The sequence below is a fragment of the Wolbachia endosymbiont (group B) of Limnophora tigrina genome (genome assembly GCF_964263235.1).
GTDB lineage: Bacteria > Pseudomonadota > Alphaproteobacteria > Rickettsiales > Anaplasmataceae > Wolbachia.
Genome location: NZ_OZ181655.1, coordinates 521,193 through 538,675 on the forward strand (window position 1 = coordinate 521,193; position 17,483 = coordinate 538,675).

11 protein-coding genes and 2 pseudogenes are annotated in these 17,483 nt (G+C 35.2%); 9 read left to right on the forward strand and 4 right to left on the reverse strand.

Going from position 1 to position 17,483, the window contains the following annotated elements; genetic code table 11:
* Positions 1–27: 27 nt before the first annotated feature.
* Positions 28–1,530 carry a hypothetical protein gene (locus ACE38O_RS02625; protein WP_374698994.1) on the reverse strand — a complete coding sequence of 501 codons (1,503 nt, stop codon included), beginning with the start codon at positions 1,528–1,530 and terminating at the stop codon, positions 28–30.
* Between the two features lie 272 nt (positions 1,531–1,802).
* On the opposite strand from ACE38O_RS02625, the gene ACE38O_RS02630 reads away from it, so the two are divergent.
* Together ACE38O_RS02630 and ACE38O_RS02635 are read left to right on the forward strand one after the other, a co-directional pair.
* A complete protein-coding gene (locus tag ACE38O_RS02630) occupies positions 1,803–4,436 on the forward strand; it encodes a valine--tRNA ligase (RefSeq protein ID WP_374698995.1) in 2,634 nt (877 codons plus the stop codon).
* 59 nt (positions 4,437–4,495) lie between these two features.
* A complete protein-coding gene (locus ACE38O_RS02635; protein ID WP_374699066.1) occupies positions 4,496–6,118 on the forward strand; it encodes a hypothetical protein in 1,623 nt (540 codons plus the stop codon).
* 208 nt (positions 6,119–6,326) lie between these two features.
* On the opposite strand, the pseudogene ACE38O_RS02640 reads toward ACE38O_RS02635, so the two are convergent.
* Positions 6,327–7,415: pseudogene (locus ACE38O_RS02640) on the reverse strand (IS481 family transposase).
* Between the two features lie 164 nt (positions 7,416–7,579).
* Between ACE38O_RS02640 and ACE38O_RS02645 the strand changes: the two are divergent.
* From ACE38O_RS02645 to rmuC, 5 genes are all read left to right on the forward strand, one after another.
* Entirely contained in the window at positions 7,580–8,875 is a 1,296-nt protein-coding gene (locus tag ACE38O_RS02645) for a hypothetical protein (protein ID WP_374698996.1), read from the forward strand.
* A gap of 20 nt (positions 8,876–8,895) precedes the next feature.
* Entirely contained in the window at positions 8,896–9,567 is a 672-nt protein-coding gene (pyrF, locus tag ACE38O_RS02650) for an orotidine-5'-phosphate decarboxylase (RefSeq protein ID WP_374698997.1), read from the forward strand.
* A gap of 472 nt (positions 9,568–10,039) precedes the next feature.
* Positions 10,040–11,239, forward strand: a complete 1,200-nt coding sequence (locus ACE38O_RS02655) for a phage major capsid protein (RefSeq protein WP_374698998.1) — start codon at positions 10,040–10,042, stop codon at positions 11,237–11,239.
* Between the two features lie 259 nt (positions 11,240–11,498).
* Positions 11,499–11,954: a hypothetical protein gene (locus ACE38O_RS02660; RefSeq protein WP_374698999.1), complete on the forward strand. Its 456-nt coding sequence runs from the start codon at positions 11,499–11,501 to the stop codon at positions 11,952–11,954.
* A gap of 105 nt (positions 11,955–12,059) precedes the next feature.
* On the forward strand, positions 12,060–13,391 hold the full coding sequence (gene rmuC / locus ACE38O_RS02665; protein WP_374699000.1) for a DNA recombination protein RmuC: 1,332 nt from the start codon (positions 12,060–12,062) through the stop codon (positions 13,389–13,391).
* 85 nt (positions 13,392–13,476) lie between these two features.
* Here rmuC and ACE38O_RS02670 read toward each other — a convergent pair.
* A pseudogene (locus ACE38O_RS02670) lies at positions 13,477–14,565 on the reverse strand (IS481 family transposase).
* A gap of 122 nt (positions 14,566–14,687) precedes the next feature.
* Here ACE38O_RS02670 and ACE38O_RS02675 point away from each other — a divergent pair.
* Positions 14,688–15,674, forward strand: coding sequence for an MFS transporter (locus ACE38O_RS02675; protein WP_374699067.1), 987 nt, complete (start codon positions 14,688–14,690; stop codon positions 15,672–15,674).
* A gap of 28 nt (positions 15,675–15,702) precedes the next feature.
* Here ACE38O_RS02675 and prfA read toward each other — a convergent pair whose 3' ends face one another.
* Positions 15,703–16,782: a peptide chain release factor 1 gene (gene prfA / locus ACE38O_RS02680; RefSeq protein WP_374699001.1), complete on the reverse strand. Its 1,080-nt coding sequence runs from the start codon at positions 16,780–16,782 to the stop codon at positions 15,703–15,705.
* Positions 16,783–16,888: 106 nt separating this feature from the next.
* Between prfA and yihA the strand changes: the two genes are divergently transcribed.
* On the forward strand, positions 16,889–17,482 hold the full coding sequence (gene yihA / locus ACE38O_RS02685; protein WP_374699002.1) for a ribosome biogenesis GTP-binding protein YihA/YsxC: 594 nt from the start codon (positions 16,889–16,891) through the stop codon (positions 17,480–17,482).
* The last annotated feature ends 1 nt before the right edge of the window (position 17,483 follow it).

A 17,483-nucleotide genomic window follows, 5' to 3' on the forward strand; every position in this document is an offset into this window, starting at 1 on the left:
GTTACTTCTCTTTGTTACTTCTCTTTGTTACTTGTTTTTCCCATTCTCATTTACTTCTTGTGCTTTCGCTCCATCTACTTGAGTACTAGGTAATGCTGCATATGTAATACCACCAGCTACGAGTGCAGATGCTACTGCTATACCAATCATTACTAACATATCTAATCTCACTGTACGTTCAAGTGCAGTAAATGCTATCAGTCCAGCAGCCAGACCCATACCAACGGTAGCGGTGTACCGTGCTCCATTGCCTTGTTTTGGTTGCTCAGTTGTTTTGTTTTGAGCTCCCTGACTTGCAGCTTCTAATTCTTTATTTTTCTCCTCTAATTGCTGAACTTTATCCTTTTGAGCTTGTAAGTCTTTCTTTAGGCCTTCAACTTCAGCATTTGGTTGGTTTATTTTAGCTTTTAAACTTTTTATCTCATTCTCTTTAGCTTTTAATTCTTCATCAGCTGTGTTCAATTTAGTTTGTAATTCTTGCTGCTTCTCCTCAGCTTCTTTCTTTGCAGTTTCTAGTGCTTTATTTTTATTCTCCTCAGCTGCTTTTAATTGAGTTTCTAATTCTTTTGTTTTAGTTTCCAATGCCTCCTCAGCTTTATTCTTTTCAGCTTCTAATGTTTTTATTTGCTTCTCTTTAGCTTCTAATTCTACCTTTAAGTCCGCAACTTCCTTACTGAACTTACTTGCATTTATTATACTGTTCTTTAACTCTTCCTTAATCGACTCCACAATTTCATCTACATTTTTACTTTGATCAGTCCCTATTATAGATTCTATTTTGATTTGTAACCCTTCATGCAATTTCCCCTTATCTTCATCTTTCATTTCTGATAAATTACTGCCTATTATATCTTCTATTGTGCTCTTTAATTTTCCATCATATAAGCCCTTAACTTTGTCTTTTAAATCTTGATCTGTGGATCCAATTAGACCTTTTATTTCTCCGTTTAACTCTTCAGTAAATAAACCATCAATTGCTTCGCTAACTTTCTTCTGTTCATCTTTTAAATCTTCTAGTTGCTTTTGTAAGACTGTTTTTTCCGTGTTATCTGCGTCCAATTTAGTTTGTAATTCTTGCTGTTTCTCCTCAGCTTCTTTTTTTGCATCTTCTAATTCTTCATTTTTCCCCTTTAACTGCTCTTCTGCAGCTTCCAATTCTGTTGTTTTAACATTTAACAATTGTACTCTGGGATGGCAAGATAAGGCTTTTACCATAATCTCCTTTTTCCCATCGTTAAGGCCTAACAGATTTTTCATTTCTTCTAGGCGACTAGAATATTTGCCACCCTTTTTCCGAACGAATTTTACATTCATGATTGTATTATCTCCTAGTTCTTCTCGAGGATAAGAAACAGTAATATATAGTTGTTGATCATTTAGCGTACAGCCCACATAAAAGTTGTCATAAATTATAGCACCTCTCTTACCTACGTTTTTATACTTTTTAAATTCTTCATAATCATCTTTTTTTATAACAAGCACTATTTTATCACCGATAACCTTTATTGTACCATTAATCTCTGTAAGCATATTAAACCTCAACATATATAATTAACATTACATAGTACCTTTAGAACCTAAGTTCAAGTGATACTTTTACCATAACATAGAAATTTATGTTCGTAAACAAAAAATTTTGGCGTAAAGTTGCCGTATTTGCTTAATTGTGCTATAGCTAAAGTAATTTAGGTTTACCGACAATCGTCATCCCGCTGCTTGTTAGCGGGATCTATGCTAAGAGATACCGCGAATGAATCGCGGTATGACGTTGCTAGCTCGAAGTTTAAAATTGAGAAATATTTATGTTAAAAGAAAAATACGGCTTTAAAGAAATTGAAGACAAATGCAACATATTATGGGAAGGCAGTAAAGTTTACAGGTGGAATGGTGAAAAGGATAACACTTTCACTATAGACACACCTCCACCGACAATATCGGGAAAACTCCATATCGGCCATATATTTAGCTATTGCCACACAGACTTTATTGCAAGGTTTCAGCGCATGCTGGGGAAAGATGTGTTTTATCCAATTGGGTTTGATGATAACGGTCTTCCTACCGAAAGATTGGTTGAACAAACCTATAAAACCCGTGCAAAAGAAGTTGGCAGAGAAAAATTTATAGAGATGTGCCATGAGGTTATTGAAAAGTCAAAGCAAGAATTTAAGGAACTATTTAAATCGGTCGGCATTAGTTATGACTGGAGTTTGGAATATCACACGATCAGCAAGGAAACTGTGACACTTTCTCAAATGTCGTTTATCGATCTATATAATAAAGGGTATGCATATAGAAAAATGCAACCTATTCTTTGGGATCCAGTTGATAAAACCGCAATTGCGCAAGCAGAAATAGAAGATAAAGTTTTTGAGTCATCCTTAAACACGATAGTTTTCTCTACTCAAGAAAATGAGCAGATTCATATTGCAACCACGCGACCTGAGTTACTTCCCGCATGTGTTGCAGTTTTTTGCCATCCAGAGGATGCACGCTACACTCACCTGATCGGAAAAACAGCCATAGTGCCAATAACAAAGGAAAAAGTTCCAATAATAGCTGATGATAAGGTAAAAATAGATAAGGGCACTGGGCTTGTTATGTGTTGTACATTCGGTGATGAGCTCGACATATATTGGCAGCAAAAGCATAATCTGCCGATGAAAATTATCATCGATCAGGATGGGAGGATGAACCTGCATCCACCACATGGTCAGAAGGAAAGAGCATGGATCCCAGTGTCTGGGCACTGGGATGACACCATAGGTGGCACTGGAATCCAGGAAATAGAAGAATGGATCCCAGTGTCAGCTACTCGGATGACAGGAGAAAGGGCTACTCAGATGACAAAAGAAGACGTCATTCCACCACACCCCGGCGTCATTCCAGCGCGTGACGCTGGAATCTACAATGAAATCAATGGATTGAAAGTGACAGCAGCAAGAAAGAGGATGATCGAAATCCTAACTGAAAAAGGGCTTTTAATAGAAAGCACTAGCATTTCTCACTCTGTCAAATGCGCAGAAAGGTCTGGTGCACCACTTGAGATATTACCTACTTATCAATGGTTTATCAAGACCTTAGAGCAAAAAGCTCAAGTATTAGATAAAGTAAAAGAATGCAATTGGCATCCAAGCAATATGCGTAAACGCATGGAAGTGTGGATAGAAGGGCTAAATTGGGACTGGTGCATCTCAAGACAGCGCTATTTTGGTGTGCCATTTCCAACGTGGTATTCCAAACGTAAGGGAGAAGAAGGTAAAATTATTCTAGCTGAGATAAAGGACCTACCTATAGATCCACTCAAAGATTTGCCAAAAGGGTATAGCAAAGAAGAGGTTATCCCAGATCAAGATGTAATGGATACCTGGGCCACAAGTTCAATTACTCCTCAACTAAGTGCACTGGCAGTAAACAGTGAGTTTAGCTTACCAAATCATCGCTATAATACAATATTTCCTGCAGATCTGCGCAGCCAGAGCCATGAGATAATAAGAACTTGGGCTTTTTATACTATTTTAAAGGCACATTATCATGCAAATTCTTTACCTTGGAAAAACATTATGATCAGCGGTTGGTGTTTAGCCGATGATAGGAAAAAGATGAGTAAATCAAAAGGTAACATCATCACTCCTCATGTAATACTTGAAACTTATGGAGCTGATGTAGTACGCTATTGGGCAGCGAACTCAAGGCTTGGAGTTGATACAGTCTACTCTGAAAATATATTTAAAATTGGCAAGCGCCTAGTTACAAAACTTTGGAACGCTAGCAAGTTTGTTTCCATGTTCATGGAAAAGCATCAGGTAATGAGCATAAATTCTGCTCACGAGACAATAGATAAGTGGATATTGTCTAAGTTATACAAAGTTATAGAAAGAGCAACGAATAACCTATTACAGTTTGAATACTGCGAAGCTTTGGGCGTAATAGAGGAATTTTTTTGGAAGGATTTTTGTGATAATTACTTGGAACTAGCAAAAAAGCGCGCATATGGAGATAAAGTAGACAGCGAAGCAAACTTGAGTGCTAAACAGGGTTTAACATATGTACTAAATATTATTTTGCGGTTATTTGCACCCTTTTTGCCTTACATTACGGAAGAGATATACCACCTGTTATATAGTTATAATTCTGTACACAATCAAAGTAATTGGCCGAGCAAAGAAGAACTTATCCACGATAAATATTCAGAGGAAATGGGAGACAATTGCGTGCAGATATTAAACATTATCAGAAAGATAAAGGCAGATAATAATGTATCAGTTAAGCATTTGATAAAGAAATTAGTGATAAAAGCAGATCTACGAGAGGATAAGTTGAATCAATCCGCACAGGATGATTTGCAGGCAGTGTGCAATGCGGAAACGATAGAGTGGATGCAGTCTGAGCTTGAAACTGAAGACGGGAAATACATAGTGAATATAGACTTATACTGATTTTTATAGCTTTACTTTCTTTGATATCCATGCTATTATAATCATTATTAGTTGTGAGGATGAGGGATTTGTATAGTAAAATCAATGCACCATATCTTATAGCTGGTGCTTTTGCTACTTTGGTATTGCTTGCATCTGGGACACTTGCTGTTGCTCCTTATGTTGCATTCTTATCTCCAATTGCAGCCTTTAATGTAGCTCTTCCTGTTGCCTTGAGTTTATCTATACTATCTATTTTGATACTCGCGCTTTCATGCAAGATGATTAGTAATAATAAGAAAATAGAGGTTGAGAGAAATAAGTTTGCTCAAAAAAAGCAGGAGCTAGCTAATGTAAAACAACAATTAAAGAGTAAGGTACAAGAATTAGAAAATAAAATAGCCCTAGGAGAAGAAGCTAGAGAAGCTGCAAATAAACAAGAGGAGCAATTAAATGAATTAACTCAAGAAAAGCAAAGTTTAGAAAGCGAAATTGAAGGGTTAAATAAGGAAATAGATCAGTTAAAGAAACAGCTAACTGATGCACACCAAGAATTAAATCTAGCAGAGCAAGAGTTAACTAACATAAAACAACAATTAGATGATGCTATAAAAGAGTTAAATAATAAAGATAATCAAATCCGAGAATTAGAGGGTAAGGTAAGAGAGTTGAACAATAGGATGACTGTAGTTGTAGACGCTACATCTAAGCACACGGAGAAATTAAACAATCAACTAAATAGATTAACTCGAGAAAAGCAGGGTTTAGACGAGAGATTAAAAGAATTAAATAAGAAAGTAAGTCAGTTAGAATGTGAAAAGAACAATTCTCTTCATTACACTGAAGAGTTATGTGATGAAAATACAAAATTGAATGAAAGAGTGGATTCTTTAATGGAGGAATTGTTTCAATGCAAATCAGAAAGTGAAGAGAATAAGTTACGCTTAAAATCAGAATATGAAGATGAGTTACGCTTAAGATCGGAATATAAAGATAAATTAAACTCGGAATTAGAATGTAAAAGTAGGGAAGCTTCTTCTCTGAAGACTCAATTAGCTATGTTAAGAGGAAAGGTAAAGAAATTAGAAGAAGAAGGAGAGTCAAAAAATTGCACAAGTAGTTTTGTTAGGGATGAAAGTATTTTAGCTGAAAAAAGGAATTTAGCTAAAAAATTAAATCAAGAAAAAGATAAAAATAAAGAGTTAGAAAGTGTATTAAATGACCTAAATATAAACTACGATAACCAAAGAGATAAAAATTTTGTTTTATTAAAAGAGAACGAAGAACTGAAAGAGGAATTATCATCTTCAAAAGCAGACAAGGAAGAACTTGTTAATGAATCAATAAGAGCTAAGAATGATCACAAGGAAGATGTAAATAAATTTGAAGCAAAAAAGAGAGAATATGTAACGAAAGTAGTATTTACTGTACTCAGTATAGTGAAAGAAAGAGTAGAGGAAGGATTTTTTAATTCAGCAGAACAACAATACATGCAAGATACAGACCGTATACAAGAAGGAGTTGATGAATTTATGCAACCTATATATGGAAAGTTAAATATAGATAATCAACAAAAATTCAACTATTGTCCTACAATGTTGGAACAGTTACAAGATCTTCTAACTGCTCCTTGCACTCAGCTAGCAGATCTTGGATATACCAGTCGATACTCTACCCCGACCAATAGCTACCGCACATTTTGAGTGCAGTTGTACACTGGATACATAAAACCTTAGCCATTTTTAGCTAGCAAACTGAAGATGGGAAGTTTGTTGTAGGTGCAGCACTATCACAGATAAGAGAATTTTAATAAATATATACAAGACTGCTGAAGTTTTGTTCATGAGGGGAGGGGAGTAATGAGCAGTTTGTTTAACTGTAAAAGACAAGATTTAATCTGACAGACAAGAATTAACTGACAGAAGAATTGAGGTAGTCAAAACTAATATCAGGCTCTTGTTTAATGCTACTAATGTTTTTCTGAAAAGCAATATATTTACTATCAAAAAACGTTTGCATAGGTGTTTTGCCATAGCAATACTTACCCGAGTGAGGCCTTGTCTCATTATAAGAACGCAACCAATAATCAACATCAATCTGTAGATCTTCCAAAGAATTGTAGATTTTCTTTCTAAAGATAATATTGTAACACTCATCTTGCATGGTTCTATGAAATCTTTCACATATGCCATTGGTTTGTGGAGAGTTGGCTTTGGTTCTAGAATGATCGATATTTTCGATTCCCAAATATAACTGATAAGCGTGATTTTCTGGCTTGCCACAATACTCTGTACCCCTATCAGTTAGAATGCGTAATAATGGAATTTTCTGCTCATCAAAAAATGGAATAACTCTATCGTTGAGGAGGTCTGCAGCTGTAATAGCTGTTCTGTCCGTGTAAAGTTTAACCATTGCAACTCTCGAATAAGTATCAACAAAAGTCTGCTGATAAATTAGCCCTATACCTTTGATATTGCCCACATAATAGGTATCTTGAGAACCCAAATAACCTGGATGTTGTGTCTCAATTTCACCATGAGCTTCCCTTTGTTCTTTAACTTTTTCTAAAGCTGTAAGTTGTTCTTCAGTTAAAATGATTCCTTCTTAAGCTACTTTTGTCTCTAGCGCTTTAAGTCTCTTTTTGAGAGTTTCAAGGTCATTTCTTAGCCATACAGACCTTACTCCTCCCTGAGAAATTATTATACCTCTTTTTCTCAGTTCATTTGCAGCTCTTTCTTGCCCATATGCTGGAAATTCTGTTGCTATACCAATCACTGTTCTTTCTATATCGTCGGAAACTCTGTTCGCTAATAGCGGTTTTTTCTTACTTATTTCATGTAATGCTTCCTCTCCTCCATTTTCATATAACTCCTTAAACCGATAAAATGTATCTCTTGAGTATCCCATCACTTTGCATGCTTGAGATACATTTCCTAGTTGTTTTGCTAGCTCTAATAACCCTAGCTTTGGTTTTAGTATTTTTGTTTGTATTGTACTCATTTCTAACACTCCTTTCTTTTATTATTTTATAACTTACTTATTTTAAGTGTCAGATCAAGTCCTATTTAATACAGTTTAACAAAGCTAACACATTTTATTTTGTAGCTAGTTCCTTAGCTACTCTTACGTTACTTACATCTTTAGCGCTTATTGTAACTTCTAATGTGCCTCTTCCTCTAATTCTTGCTTTAGCTACATTATCTGTTTTGGTGCTTGCACTTTCGTATAAAATAATTAGTAATAATAAGAAACTGGAAGTTGAGAGAAATAAATTCGCTCAGAAAGAGCAAGAGTTAGAAAATAAAATAACTCTAGGAAAGGAAGCTGAAGAAGCTGCAAACAAAGAAGTGGAAAAATTAAAGAATCAATCACGTGAATTAACTCGAGAAAAGCAAAATTTAGACAAGAGAGCAAAAAAATTGGATCAGAAAGTAAATGAGTCAGAAGTTGAGAGAGAATCTCTTCTTGAAGAAAAAGAATCTTTAGAGCAAAAATTAGAAGCTAAAATAAACCTTGTATTTGAAATAACAGGCAAATTAGAAAAAATAATGAAGGAAAAAGATGAGCTTGGTGAGCAAGAAGAAGAATTACTTTGTAAAATCTCGCGTTTATGTGAACAGTTACAAGAAAAAGAAAATGATATAGCTAAAAAAGAAGAACGTATAACGGAATTGAAAAGGAAAGTAGACAATAATAAATATGAAGAATTACAAAACAAAGAAGTTCATAAAGAAATAGAAAAATTATCTAAAGAAAAAGAGGAATTATGTAAGGAAATAGAAAAATTATGTAAAGAAAAACATATATTATATAATAAAAAAGAAGAATTGTATAAAAAACAAGAAGAACTTTATGTAGAATTAGATAAGTTACAATGTAGATTTAAAGAAATTAATCAGAAAAATAAAAACTTATCTCAAGAATTAAAAGAGAAATCTGAAGAGTTACGTGATGCAAATGATTGCATTAATAGTCAATGTTGTGAGTTAGACGGAATAGGAAAAGATTATGACAATAAGGTAAAGGAGTTACAAGATTCACTTTTAGAGCAAGACAGTCAAATAGAGCAACTTGAAGAAGATTTGAAGAAAGTAGCGAGTCTTATACAACGAGTGATACAACATATAACATGCGAGGTAGAAGAATCAATAAAAAGAAGTAGAGATGATAATATAGAAACAGTATTAAAAAAAGTGTCTGATGAGGTTCAAGTAACAAAATCTTTGTTAAAAGAATTAAAAGAAACAGCTGTACAACATTTGCAAGAACTTGTGAAAGATTCTAAATGTGAATCACCATCAGAGGAAGCGTTTGATTTTTTACTGGAGGATCTTGGATATGTTAGTCGCCCATCCACCCCGGCCAAACCGCCAGATTTACTGTGGACAGAACGTTGTAAACGCAGTCAATTTCGGAATGTAGAACTTGAAAATACAACAATTAGTCTTATTATAAAATAAATCATGCAAGGAGGTATATAATGAACCCAATAATATGCGCACTGGATACACAAGACTTAAATGAGGCTATTTCTCTAGCTAATACTCTGCGTGGTAAAGTTGGCATGGTAAAGCTGGGATTAGAATTTTTTGCTGCTCATGGTCTCTCTGGAGTGCAAGAAGTTGCAAAATGCAATGTACCAATTTTTTTAGATCTGAAATTGCATGACATTCCAAACACTGTAGCTAAAACAGTTGAAGTAATAAAAGTTCTGAGCATTGAAATGTTAACTCTGCACATTAGCGGTGGAACAAAAATGCTTGAAGAAGCGCTAAGTGTGGTGCAAGGCACAAAAATAAAGCTGATTGGAGTAACAATGCTAACTAGTATGAGCAGTGAGGATTTAGACGAGCTTGGAGTAGCAAGAGAGGTAAAATCACAGGTAATTTTGCTTGCAAAGCTTGCAAAAAAGATTGGACTCCATGGAATAGTCTGTTCTGCATTGGAAGCTCAAGAAGTGCGCCGAGAATGCGGTGAAGACTTGAAAATTATTACTCCAGGAATTCGTATAGATCCAGGTCATGACGACCAAAAAAGAACAGCAACACCAAGAGAAGCAATAAATTTAGGAGCTGATTATATCGTCATTGGCAGACCCATTACAAAAACTGCAAGTAGTGCAGAATTAATATTGAAATCCCTTACTAATTGAAGCAGATAAAAAAAAGTGCTTGACACAAAAAAACGAACGTTATATAGTGTTATTATCTTTTATTTTACCTCGCTTAATTTAATTACTGAATTAAGCTTACAGTACTAAGCGTGGTACAAAGTGCCACGCTATTTTCCGGTTTACATTTTCAACAGATAAAAAATGATGCCATTTCAGTGTCAAGTACATAACTGTACGAACATTGTAGTTTTGGAGCAATTCCCACCAGTGGGCAGTGCCCAGACACTGGGATCCAGCTTCTATGCAACTTAATTAAAAACGTTTGTTTTAGTGTAAGACAACCACCTTAGCTTATCAGCTCAGTTATAAGCAAAATTCCTAGATTCCAGCGTCACGCGCTGGAATGACACCCTACTGGTAGAGGTTGCTCTCAAATTGCAATACTGTGGGAAACATCTATGGATGCCATTCCTATTACCTTATTTTCATTTCATTTTCAAAGGAGGCTATTATGTCACTTACCGATATCGCTTACCGTATTAATGAACTCGCTTCATCATGGGAACAATTTAAATTAATAAATGATCGCAAATTAAAAGAAATTGAGAGCAAAGGGCGTGCTGATTCTGCAACGATTGAGCAGCTATGCAAGGTAAATAATGCCATTGATAGTTGCAAAGAGCGTTTAGACTTGATTGAAACTGCAGCTCAACGTCCAGAAGTAAATACAGATTTTAGCACAAGTGATAAATATTTTTCTAATTATATCCGCAAGGGAATGGAAAGCGGTTTATCACACAAAACCCTCAGTGGAGATGATAATGATATCGGAGGGTATCTAGTTACTCCGCATATTGTAAAACGCATAAACAAGCGCGTAACTGATTCGTCCCCAATGCGACAAATATGCTCCAGTCAAAGAATCTCTACTGAAACATTGGATTACATTATAGAAGATTTTGATCGTGCCGGTGCAGGTTGGAGCAGTGAAACAGTAGATGATGAGGACGGTGGCAATAAATCTAAGTATGATTTTGCAAAAGATACGGACACGCCTAAAATCCAAAAGATTTCTATCACGACTTACGAGTTATATGCTCAACCACAGATATCACAAAAGTTACTCGATGATGCGTTTGTCGATGTTGAGAGTTGGCTGGTAGAAAAGATTGCCGAGACTTTTAGTAAGGAAGAAAGCGAAGCCTTCATTAAGGGTGAGGGTACTTTTCAACCCAAAGGAATTTTAACTTATGAAAATGGAAACAGTTATAATAAAATAGAGCAAGTTAAAACTGAAAAATTAGATAGTGATTCAATAATGATGTTGTATTACTCTCTGGACGAATATTATTCCAAAAATGCGTCATTTTTGATGAACAGGAGTACGTTGAAGAACATTAGGCTGCTAAAATCTCAAGAGGGCCAATATCTCTGGCAACCAAGTTTGTCGCTTGAAGCTCCAGATACCTTAATGGGAATACCAGTATATCAATCTGCCGATATGCCACCGGTGCCAAACAATCAGCTACCGGTAATTGCGATGGCAGATTTCAAACAAGCTTATAAGATTGTAGATAACAGAGGAATGAGAATATTACGAGACCCTTATACGAATAAACCTTATGTGAGGTTTTTTGTCACTAAGCGTGTCGGCGGAGAGGTTGTAAACACCAGTGCTATTAAATTGTTGAAAGTTGCGAGCAAGTACTAAAAACTTCCACAGTATCATCTTTAGAGCTGACCAAAGCAACACGTCATACCGCGATTCATTCGTGGTATCTCGGCATAGATTCCGCTAACTAGTAGCGGAATGACGGTTTTTCAAATTGTCGGTAAATCTAAGTCAGTTTAACTATAGAACCATTTTACTTCTTTTTGATACATTTCCTCTTTAAAGTAAAAAATAGTTGACATATTATGTCATTTATGAAATAATTAAGTTAATTTATTATTAATTTAAGGAGTAAAATATGTGGAAAAACATAAAAAAGTTTTTTAAGTGGATTGCTGATCACACAGGAATTTCATGGATTGCAAGAAAAATTTCATCAGGTTGGAACAGCATTAAAAGCTGTTGGTCTGGTAATAAGGCAAATCAAGCAGGTGAGACTAGTCAACCGAGAAGTCAAGTACCAAGTGAACCTCAAGTTAATGGTACTGCTATTAATGATATTGTTATTCCAGAGGGAGCAAAGTTAGTGTTTTCTCCAGAGATATCTGATTTTTTGTTAAGAGAAAGACTAGAAATGGCAAAGCAACTTATAAAAATGGGAGCAAACTCACCTGCTGCTTTAGAAGAGCAAGCTGATAGAGAAGAGGAGTTTTTTGATGCAGAAGATGATGCAGTTACACAACCAAGCTCAACTACTACTAATTTAGAAGCAGAACAACACACTGTTGGTGATGATCTATCAGTTAATGCATAATCATTGTAGAAACCCCTCAAAAGGAGCACCTCTTTAGGTGCTCTTTTTTTCTTTCTTATACACACAAAAATCATATAGAATTGTAAACGCAGTTTTTTTATTCTGATGCTTTTCAATTCTATAGCTCTGGTTGTCTCTCTATTACTATTTTTCTACATTATCGTAAAAAAACTGAGCGAAAAGAAAGCAAACCTTGAGGGTAATTTATGTAAATTAGAGCAAGAACTTCAAGAGACAAAACAAAGTTTGCTTACGAAGAATGAAGAAATAGTTGATTTAAGGGTCAAAAGAGCAGAACTTGAAGTAACTCTGCAAAAAGAACGTGAGGAAAAGAAAAAGGAAATAGAATTACTAACAAAAGCAGAGGAGAGATTAACAAACACTTTTAAAGCGCTCTCTCTTGATGCTTTGCAGACAAATAACAATAATTTTCTGAACTTAGCGAAGGAAGTAATCGATAGTAAATTAAAAGAAACGGAAAGCGATTTTAAAAAAAGACAAGCAACGATTAACGAAGTTGTAACTCCGATAAAAGAAAAATTAGAAAAATTCGATAACGAAATACGTGAGCTAGAAAAGGAGAGGGTAGGGGCCTATGAAGGTTTAAAGGAGCAAATTGGAGCGCTGATGAACCAAACTTCTAGTCTTGCTAATGCCTTGAGAAAGCCCCACATCAGAGGAAAGTGGGGTGAAATGCAACTCAAAAGAGTGGTAGAAATAGCAGGAATGATTGAATATTGCGATTTTTTTACTCAGCCGTCAGTGGTTGATAAAAACGAGGATAATTTATTGCGTCCTGATTTAATAATCAAAATGCCATCTGGAAAGCAAATAATAATAGATGCTAAAGTGCCACTTGATTCTTACATGGATGCTATATCACAAAATGATTTGCAAATACAAAAGGAGAAATTAAAGAATCATTCTCTGGCAATAAAAAAACACATAAATGACTTGGGTAAAAAAGAGTATTGGAATCAATTTGAAAATACGCCAGAACTTGTGGTGCTTTTCTTAACAGGGGAGGGGGTTTTTAGCGCAGCACTGGAATATGAGCCTGCTTTGATAGAGATTGGAGTGGAAAAAAAAGTGATCATTGCAACACCGATCACTTTAATTGCGCTACTGAGAGCAATAGCGTATGGATGGAAGCAAGAAATGATAGCTGAAAATGCAAAGAAAATCAGTGAACTAGGTCATATTTTATATGAGCGCATTTGCACAATGGGCGAAAACTTTGATAATTTGCGCAGGAGCTTAAAAAGCGTTGTCGATCATTATAATAAAACTGCTGGTTCTCTTGAAGCAAGGGTGTTTCCTGCTGCTCGAGAATTCAATAAGCTTGGTATACATGCAAAAAATAAAAGTTTAAGTACTACAAAGGAATTAGAGTCCTTACCGCGCAGTTTACATACTGGGGAATTGAAAGTAGATTAGACTTCTATTGCACTAGCAAACAAAGAAAGTATTGTTTGTGGCGGAAAATTATGTAAAAGACAAGATTTAATGTGACAGACAAGAATTAACTGACAGAAGAATTGAGGTAGTCAAAACTAATATCAGGCTCTTGTTTAATGCTACTAATGTTTTTCTGAAAAGCAATATATTTACTATCAAAAAACGTTTGCATAGGTGTTTTGCCATAGCAATACTTACCCGAGTGAGGCCTTGTCTCATTATAAGAACGCAACCAATAATCAACATCGATCTGTAGATCTTCCAAAGAATTGTAGATTTTCTTTCTAAAGATAATATTGTAACACTCATCTTGCATGGTTCTATGAAATCTTTCACATATGCCATTGGTTTGTGGAGAGTTGGCTTTGGTTCTAGAATGATCGATATTTTCGATTCCCAAATATAACTGATAAGCGTGATTTTCTGGCTTGCCACAATACTCTGTACCCCTATCAGTTAGAATGCGTAATAATGGAATTTTCTGCTCATCAAAAAATGGAATAACTCTATCGTTGAGGAGGTCTGCAGCTGTAATAGCTGTTCTGTCCGTGTAAAGTTTAACCATTGCAACTCTCGAATAAGTATCAACAAAAGTCTGCTGATAAATTAGCCCTATACCTTTGATATTGCCCACATAATAGGTATCTTGAGAACCCAAATAACCTGGATGTTGTGTCTCAATTTCACCATGAGCTTCCCTTTGTTCTTTAACTTTTTCTAAAGCTGTAAGTTGTTCTTCAGTTAAAATGATTCCTTCTTAAGCTACTTTTGTCTCTAGCGCTTTAAGTCTCTTTTTGAGAGTTTCAAGGTCATTTCTTAGCCATACAGACCTTACTCCTCCCTGAGAAATTATTATACCTCTTTTTCTCAGTTCATTTGCAGCTCTTTCTTGCCCATATGCTGGAAATTCTGTTGCTATACCAATCACTGCTCTTTCTATATCGTCGGAAACTCTGTTCGCTAATAGCGGTTTTTTCTTACTTATTTCATGTAATGCTTCCTCTCCTCCATTTTCATATAACTCCTTAAACCGATAAAATGTATCTCTTGAGTATCCCATCACTTTGCATGCTTGAGATACATTTCCTAGTTGTTTTGCTAGCTCTAATAACCCTAGCTTTGGTTTTAGTATTTTTGTTTGTATTGTACTCATTTCTAACACTCCTTTCTTTTATTATTTTATAACTTACTTATTTTAAGTGTCAGATCAAGTCCTATTTAATACAGCCTTATAATTTCCTAGGCTTTTGCATAGGAGGGTTGTTTTTTGGCCCATTGTCTGAATGCTATGGCAGAAGAAGGATTATGATCATAGGTAACACTTTGTTATTAATCGGCGCTGTTGGTTGTGTTTTTGCACCGTCGATTTTTTGGCTTTTAATCTCTCGCTTTGTTCAGGGCATTGGTGTTAGCACGTCTGTAGTTGTATTTGCAATCGTTGCAGACAGCTATAAAGGTAACGAAACAGTGAAATTTATTGGAATCATGAATTCTGTTCTTACAGTTGTCATGGCAATTGCGTCAGTGTTAGGCAGTTTCATCAATGAAATTGTAGGATGGCGTGGCAATTATGCAAGTGTTGCGGTAATTTGTTTGATCTCTTGGGTTTTGCTGCTTTTTCTGTTACCAGAAACAAAAAAGGACCGCGATATTTTTAGTTTAAAAAAAATGACGAAAGATTACAGAAAACTACTATCTAGTCCGAGGTTTGTTACGTTGTCTTTAATGTCAAGCCTCTTTTCTGCCGCTTATATGTCATTCATCACTTGTGGACCTTTTCTGTATATGAAGACTTTTGGTTTATCTAGCACTATTTATGCACTACATCAAGGTGCAATAGTTGGGTGCTTCTCACTCATCAGTCTATTTGCTGGCAAAATCTTGCAGAAGCTTGGAGCGATATGGTGTGTAATTTCTGGTACAGGCGTGACTGCTATTGGATCTCTGTTGCTTGTAATATTCAGTGTAATTATGCCCCACTCTTACTACTTGGTAACACTATCTATGATTATTTTTTCTATCGGTTGTGCAATGTGCCAGCCAGTGATTTTTAATGCATCAATAAATGTTTTCCCTGAAATTAAAGGCACAGCTTCTTCTGCATTCTCGTTCATTAGAGCTTTTATCATGGCTATTTTTATCGGCTTAACAAGCTACGTTTACAATGGTCAAGCAATTAGTGTAGCTGTTCTTGTTCTATCCGCGATAGTACTAAAACTTGTTTTTACTGCCTGTTTATTGTTTTTAAAAGATCCGGTATAATTAATGATCTTTTTACAGATGTGAGCGATTAACTTTCCCCGGCCAATCTTTCTGCTTCATTACGTGAAATTAATGCCTCAATAAATTCATCTAGTTCACCTTCTTTTATAATCTGCTCTAGCCGATGTGAAGTTAGATTAATTCTGTGGTCTGTTATTCTTGATTGTGGAAAGTTATATGTCCTTATACGCTCGGAGCGATCTCCAGAGCCAATTTGACTTTTCCTCATTGTTGACCTTTCCATTTCTTTTTTTTGCCTTTCAATTTCGTATAGCCTTGCTCTCAAGACTTTAAGTGCTTTAGCTTTATTTTTGTGCTGCGATTTTTCGTCTTGCTGTATCACAACTATTCCTGTTGGCAAGTGGGTGACCCTTACTGCACTATCGGTTGTATTCACCGACTGCCCACCTGGACCACTTGATCTATAAACATCTATTCGTAAATCTTTTTCTTCTATTTTAAAGTCAACCTCTTCTACTTCAGGTAATATCGCAACAGTAGCGGCAGAGGTATGTAACCTTCCTGAGGATTCAGTTTCTGGCACTCTCTGTACTCTGTGTGCTCCTGATTCAAATTTCAACCTTGCAAAAACTTCTGTTCCATTAATGAGTGCAGAAGCTTCCTTATAGCCACCTATACCTGTATTAGAAATGCTTATTGGCTCGAACTTCCAATTTCTTCTTTCTGCATATTTTTGATACATACGAAATAACATTGCTGCAAATAATGCTGCTTCTTCTCCTCCTGTACCTGCTCTGATTTCCAATATTGCATTTCTTGAGTCATCTTCATCTTTAGGCAATAATGCTAACTTTAGTTTTGCTTTTACTTTTGGTAATAATACCTTGTGCTTTTCGAAAAATTCTTCTTTTGCTAACTCTTTTATATCACCTTCGCTGTTTTCATCTTTCATTATTTCCTCTAAGTCTGAAATTTCCTCTTTCAGCGTGTTATATTCATCAATTATCTTGATTATTGGCCTGAACTCAGAGTATTCCTTTGAAAGGTTAATGAATTCTTTTTGACTTAAATTGGTAGGATTTTCCAAATTCCTCTCTATATCATTAAATTTTTTCTTTAAGTCTTGTAAATTATTCTCCATATTCATATAGCACAGATCTAGCTAAGTAATATATACTGAAATAAAAAACTTCTTATATCAAGCAATAACACTATAATATACCTCTACCTTGGATATTTCTACTTAGAATATAATGACAAGACAAATAACAGCAAGCTGCAATTTCATATTTGGGGCTTCAGACAAAAAATCATTACCAGATGAGTCGGCTCCAGAGATTGCATTTGCTGGTAGATCAAATGTAGGAAAATCCAGTCTGATCAACTTACTGATAAACAGCAAAAAAGCTGCTAGAGTTTCCTCTAAACCTGGATGCACTAGACAAATAAATTTTTATTCTATGTACAATGATAAGTTCAGACTTGTTGACCTACCAGGGTATGGTTATTCTCATGCAGGTAAGGAGGAAATTATACAATATTTAAACTTAATTGAGTATTATCTAATTCAAAGAAAAAATCTAAGAAGAGTGTTTGTGTTGATAGATAGCAAGGTAGGATTAAAAGAAATAGACAAAGACTTCATTTATTGGTTAATATATAATAATATTAACTTTAACGTTGTGCTAACAAAAATAGATAAAGTGAGTCAAAAAAGCCTAGATGCCATTCTAGAAGATACTCAAAAATGGATTAATAATGAGAATGTGTCAATTCATCAAATAAGCATCCGTGTTAAGCATAAAATAATCAAGGTAAGAGATGAGTTTTTCAAGTTTACAAGATAAA

What these genes read in the sequence shown, in the direction of transcription:
- ACE38O_RS02655 (WP_374698998.1), top strand. Translation starts at nt 10,040, where the DNA reads ATGTCACTTACCGATATCGCTTACCGTATTAATGAACTCGCTTCATCA.
- ACE38O_RS02625 (WP_374698994.1), bottom strand. Translation starts at nt 1,530, where the DNA reads ATGCTTACAGAGATTAATGGTACAATAAAGGTTATCGGTGATAAAATA.
- ACE38O_RS02635 (WP_374699066.1), top strand. Translation starts at nt 4,496, where the DNA reads ATGAGGGATTTGTATAGTAAAATCAATGCACCATATCTTATAGCTGGT.
- rmuC (WP_374699000.1), top strand. Translation starts at nt 12,060, where the DNA reads ATGCTTTTCAATTCTATAGCTCTGGTTGTCTCTCTATTACTATTTTTC.
- ACE38O_RS02660 (WP_374698999.1), top strand. Translation starts at nt 11,499, where the DNA reads ATGTGGAAAAACATAAAAAAGTTTTTTAAGTGGATTGCTGATCACACA.
- ACE38O_RS02630 (WP_374698995.1), top strand. Translation starts at nt 1,803, where the DNA reads ATGTTAAAAGAAAAATACGGCTTTAAAGAAATTGAAGACAAATGCAAC.
- prfA (WP_374699001.1), bottom strand. Translation starts at nt 16,782, where the DNA reads ATGAATATGGAGAATAATTTACAAGACTTAAAGAAAAAATTTAATGAT.
- yihA (WP_374699002.1), top strand. Translation starts at nt 16,889, where the DNA reads ATGACAAGACAAATAACAGCAAGCTGCAATTTCATATTTGGGGCTTCA.
- pyrF (WP_374698997.1), top strand. Translation starts at nt 8,896, where the DNA reads ATGAACCCAATAATATGCGCACTGGATACACAAGACTTAAATGAGGCT.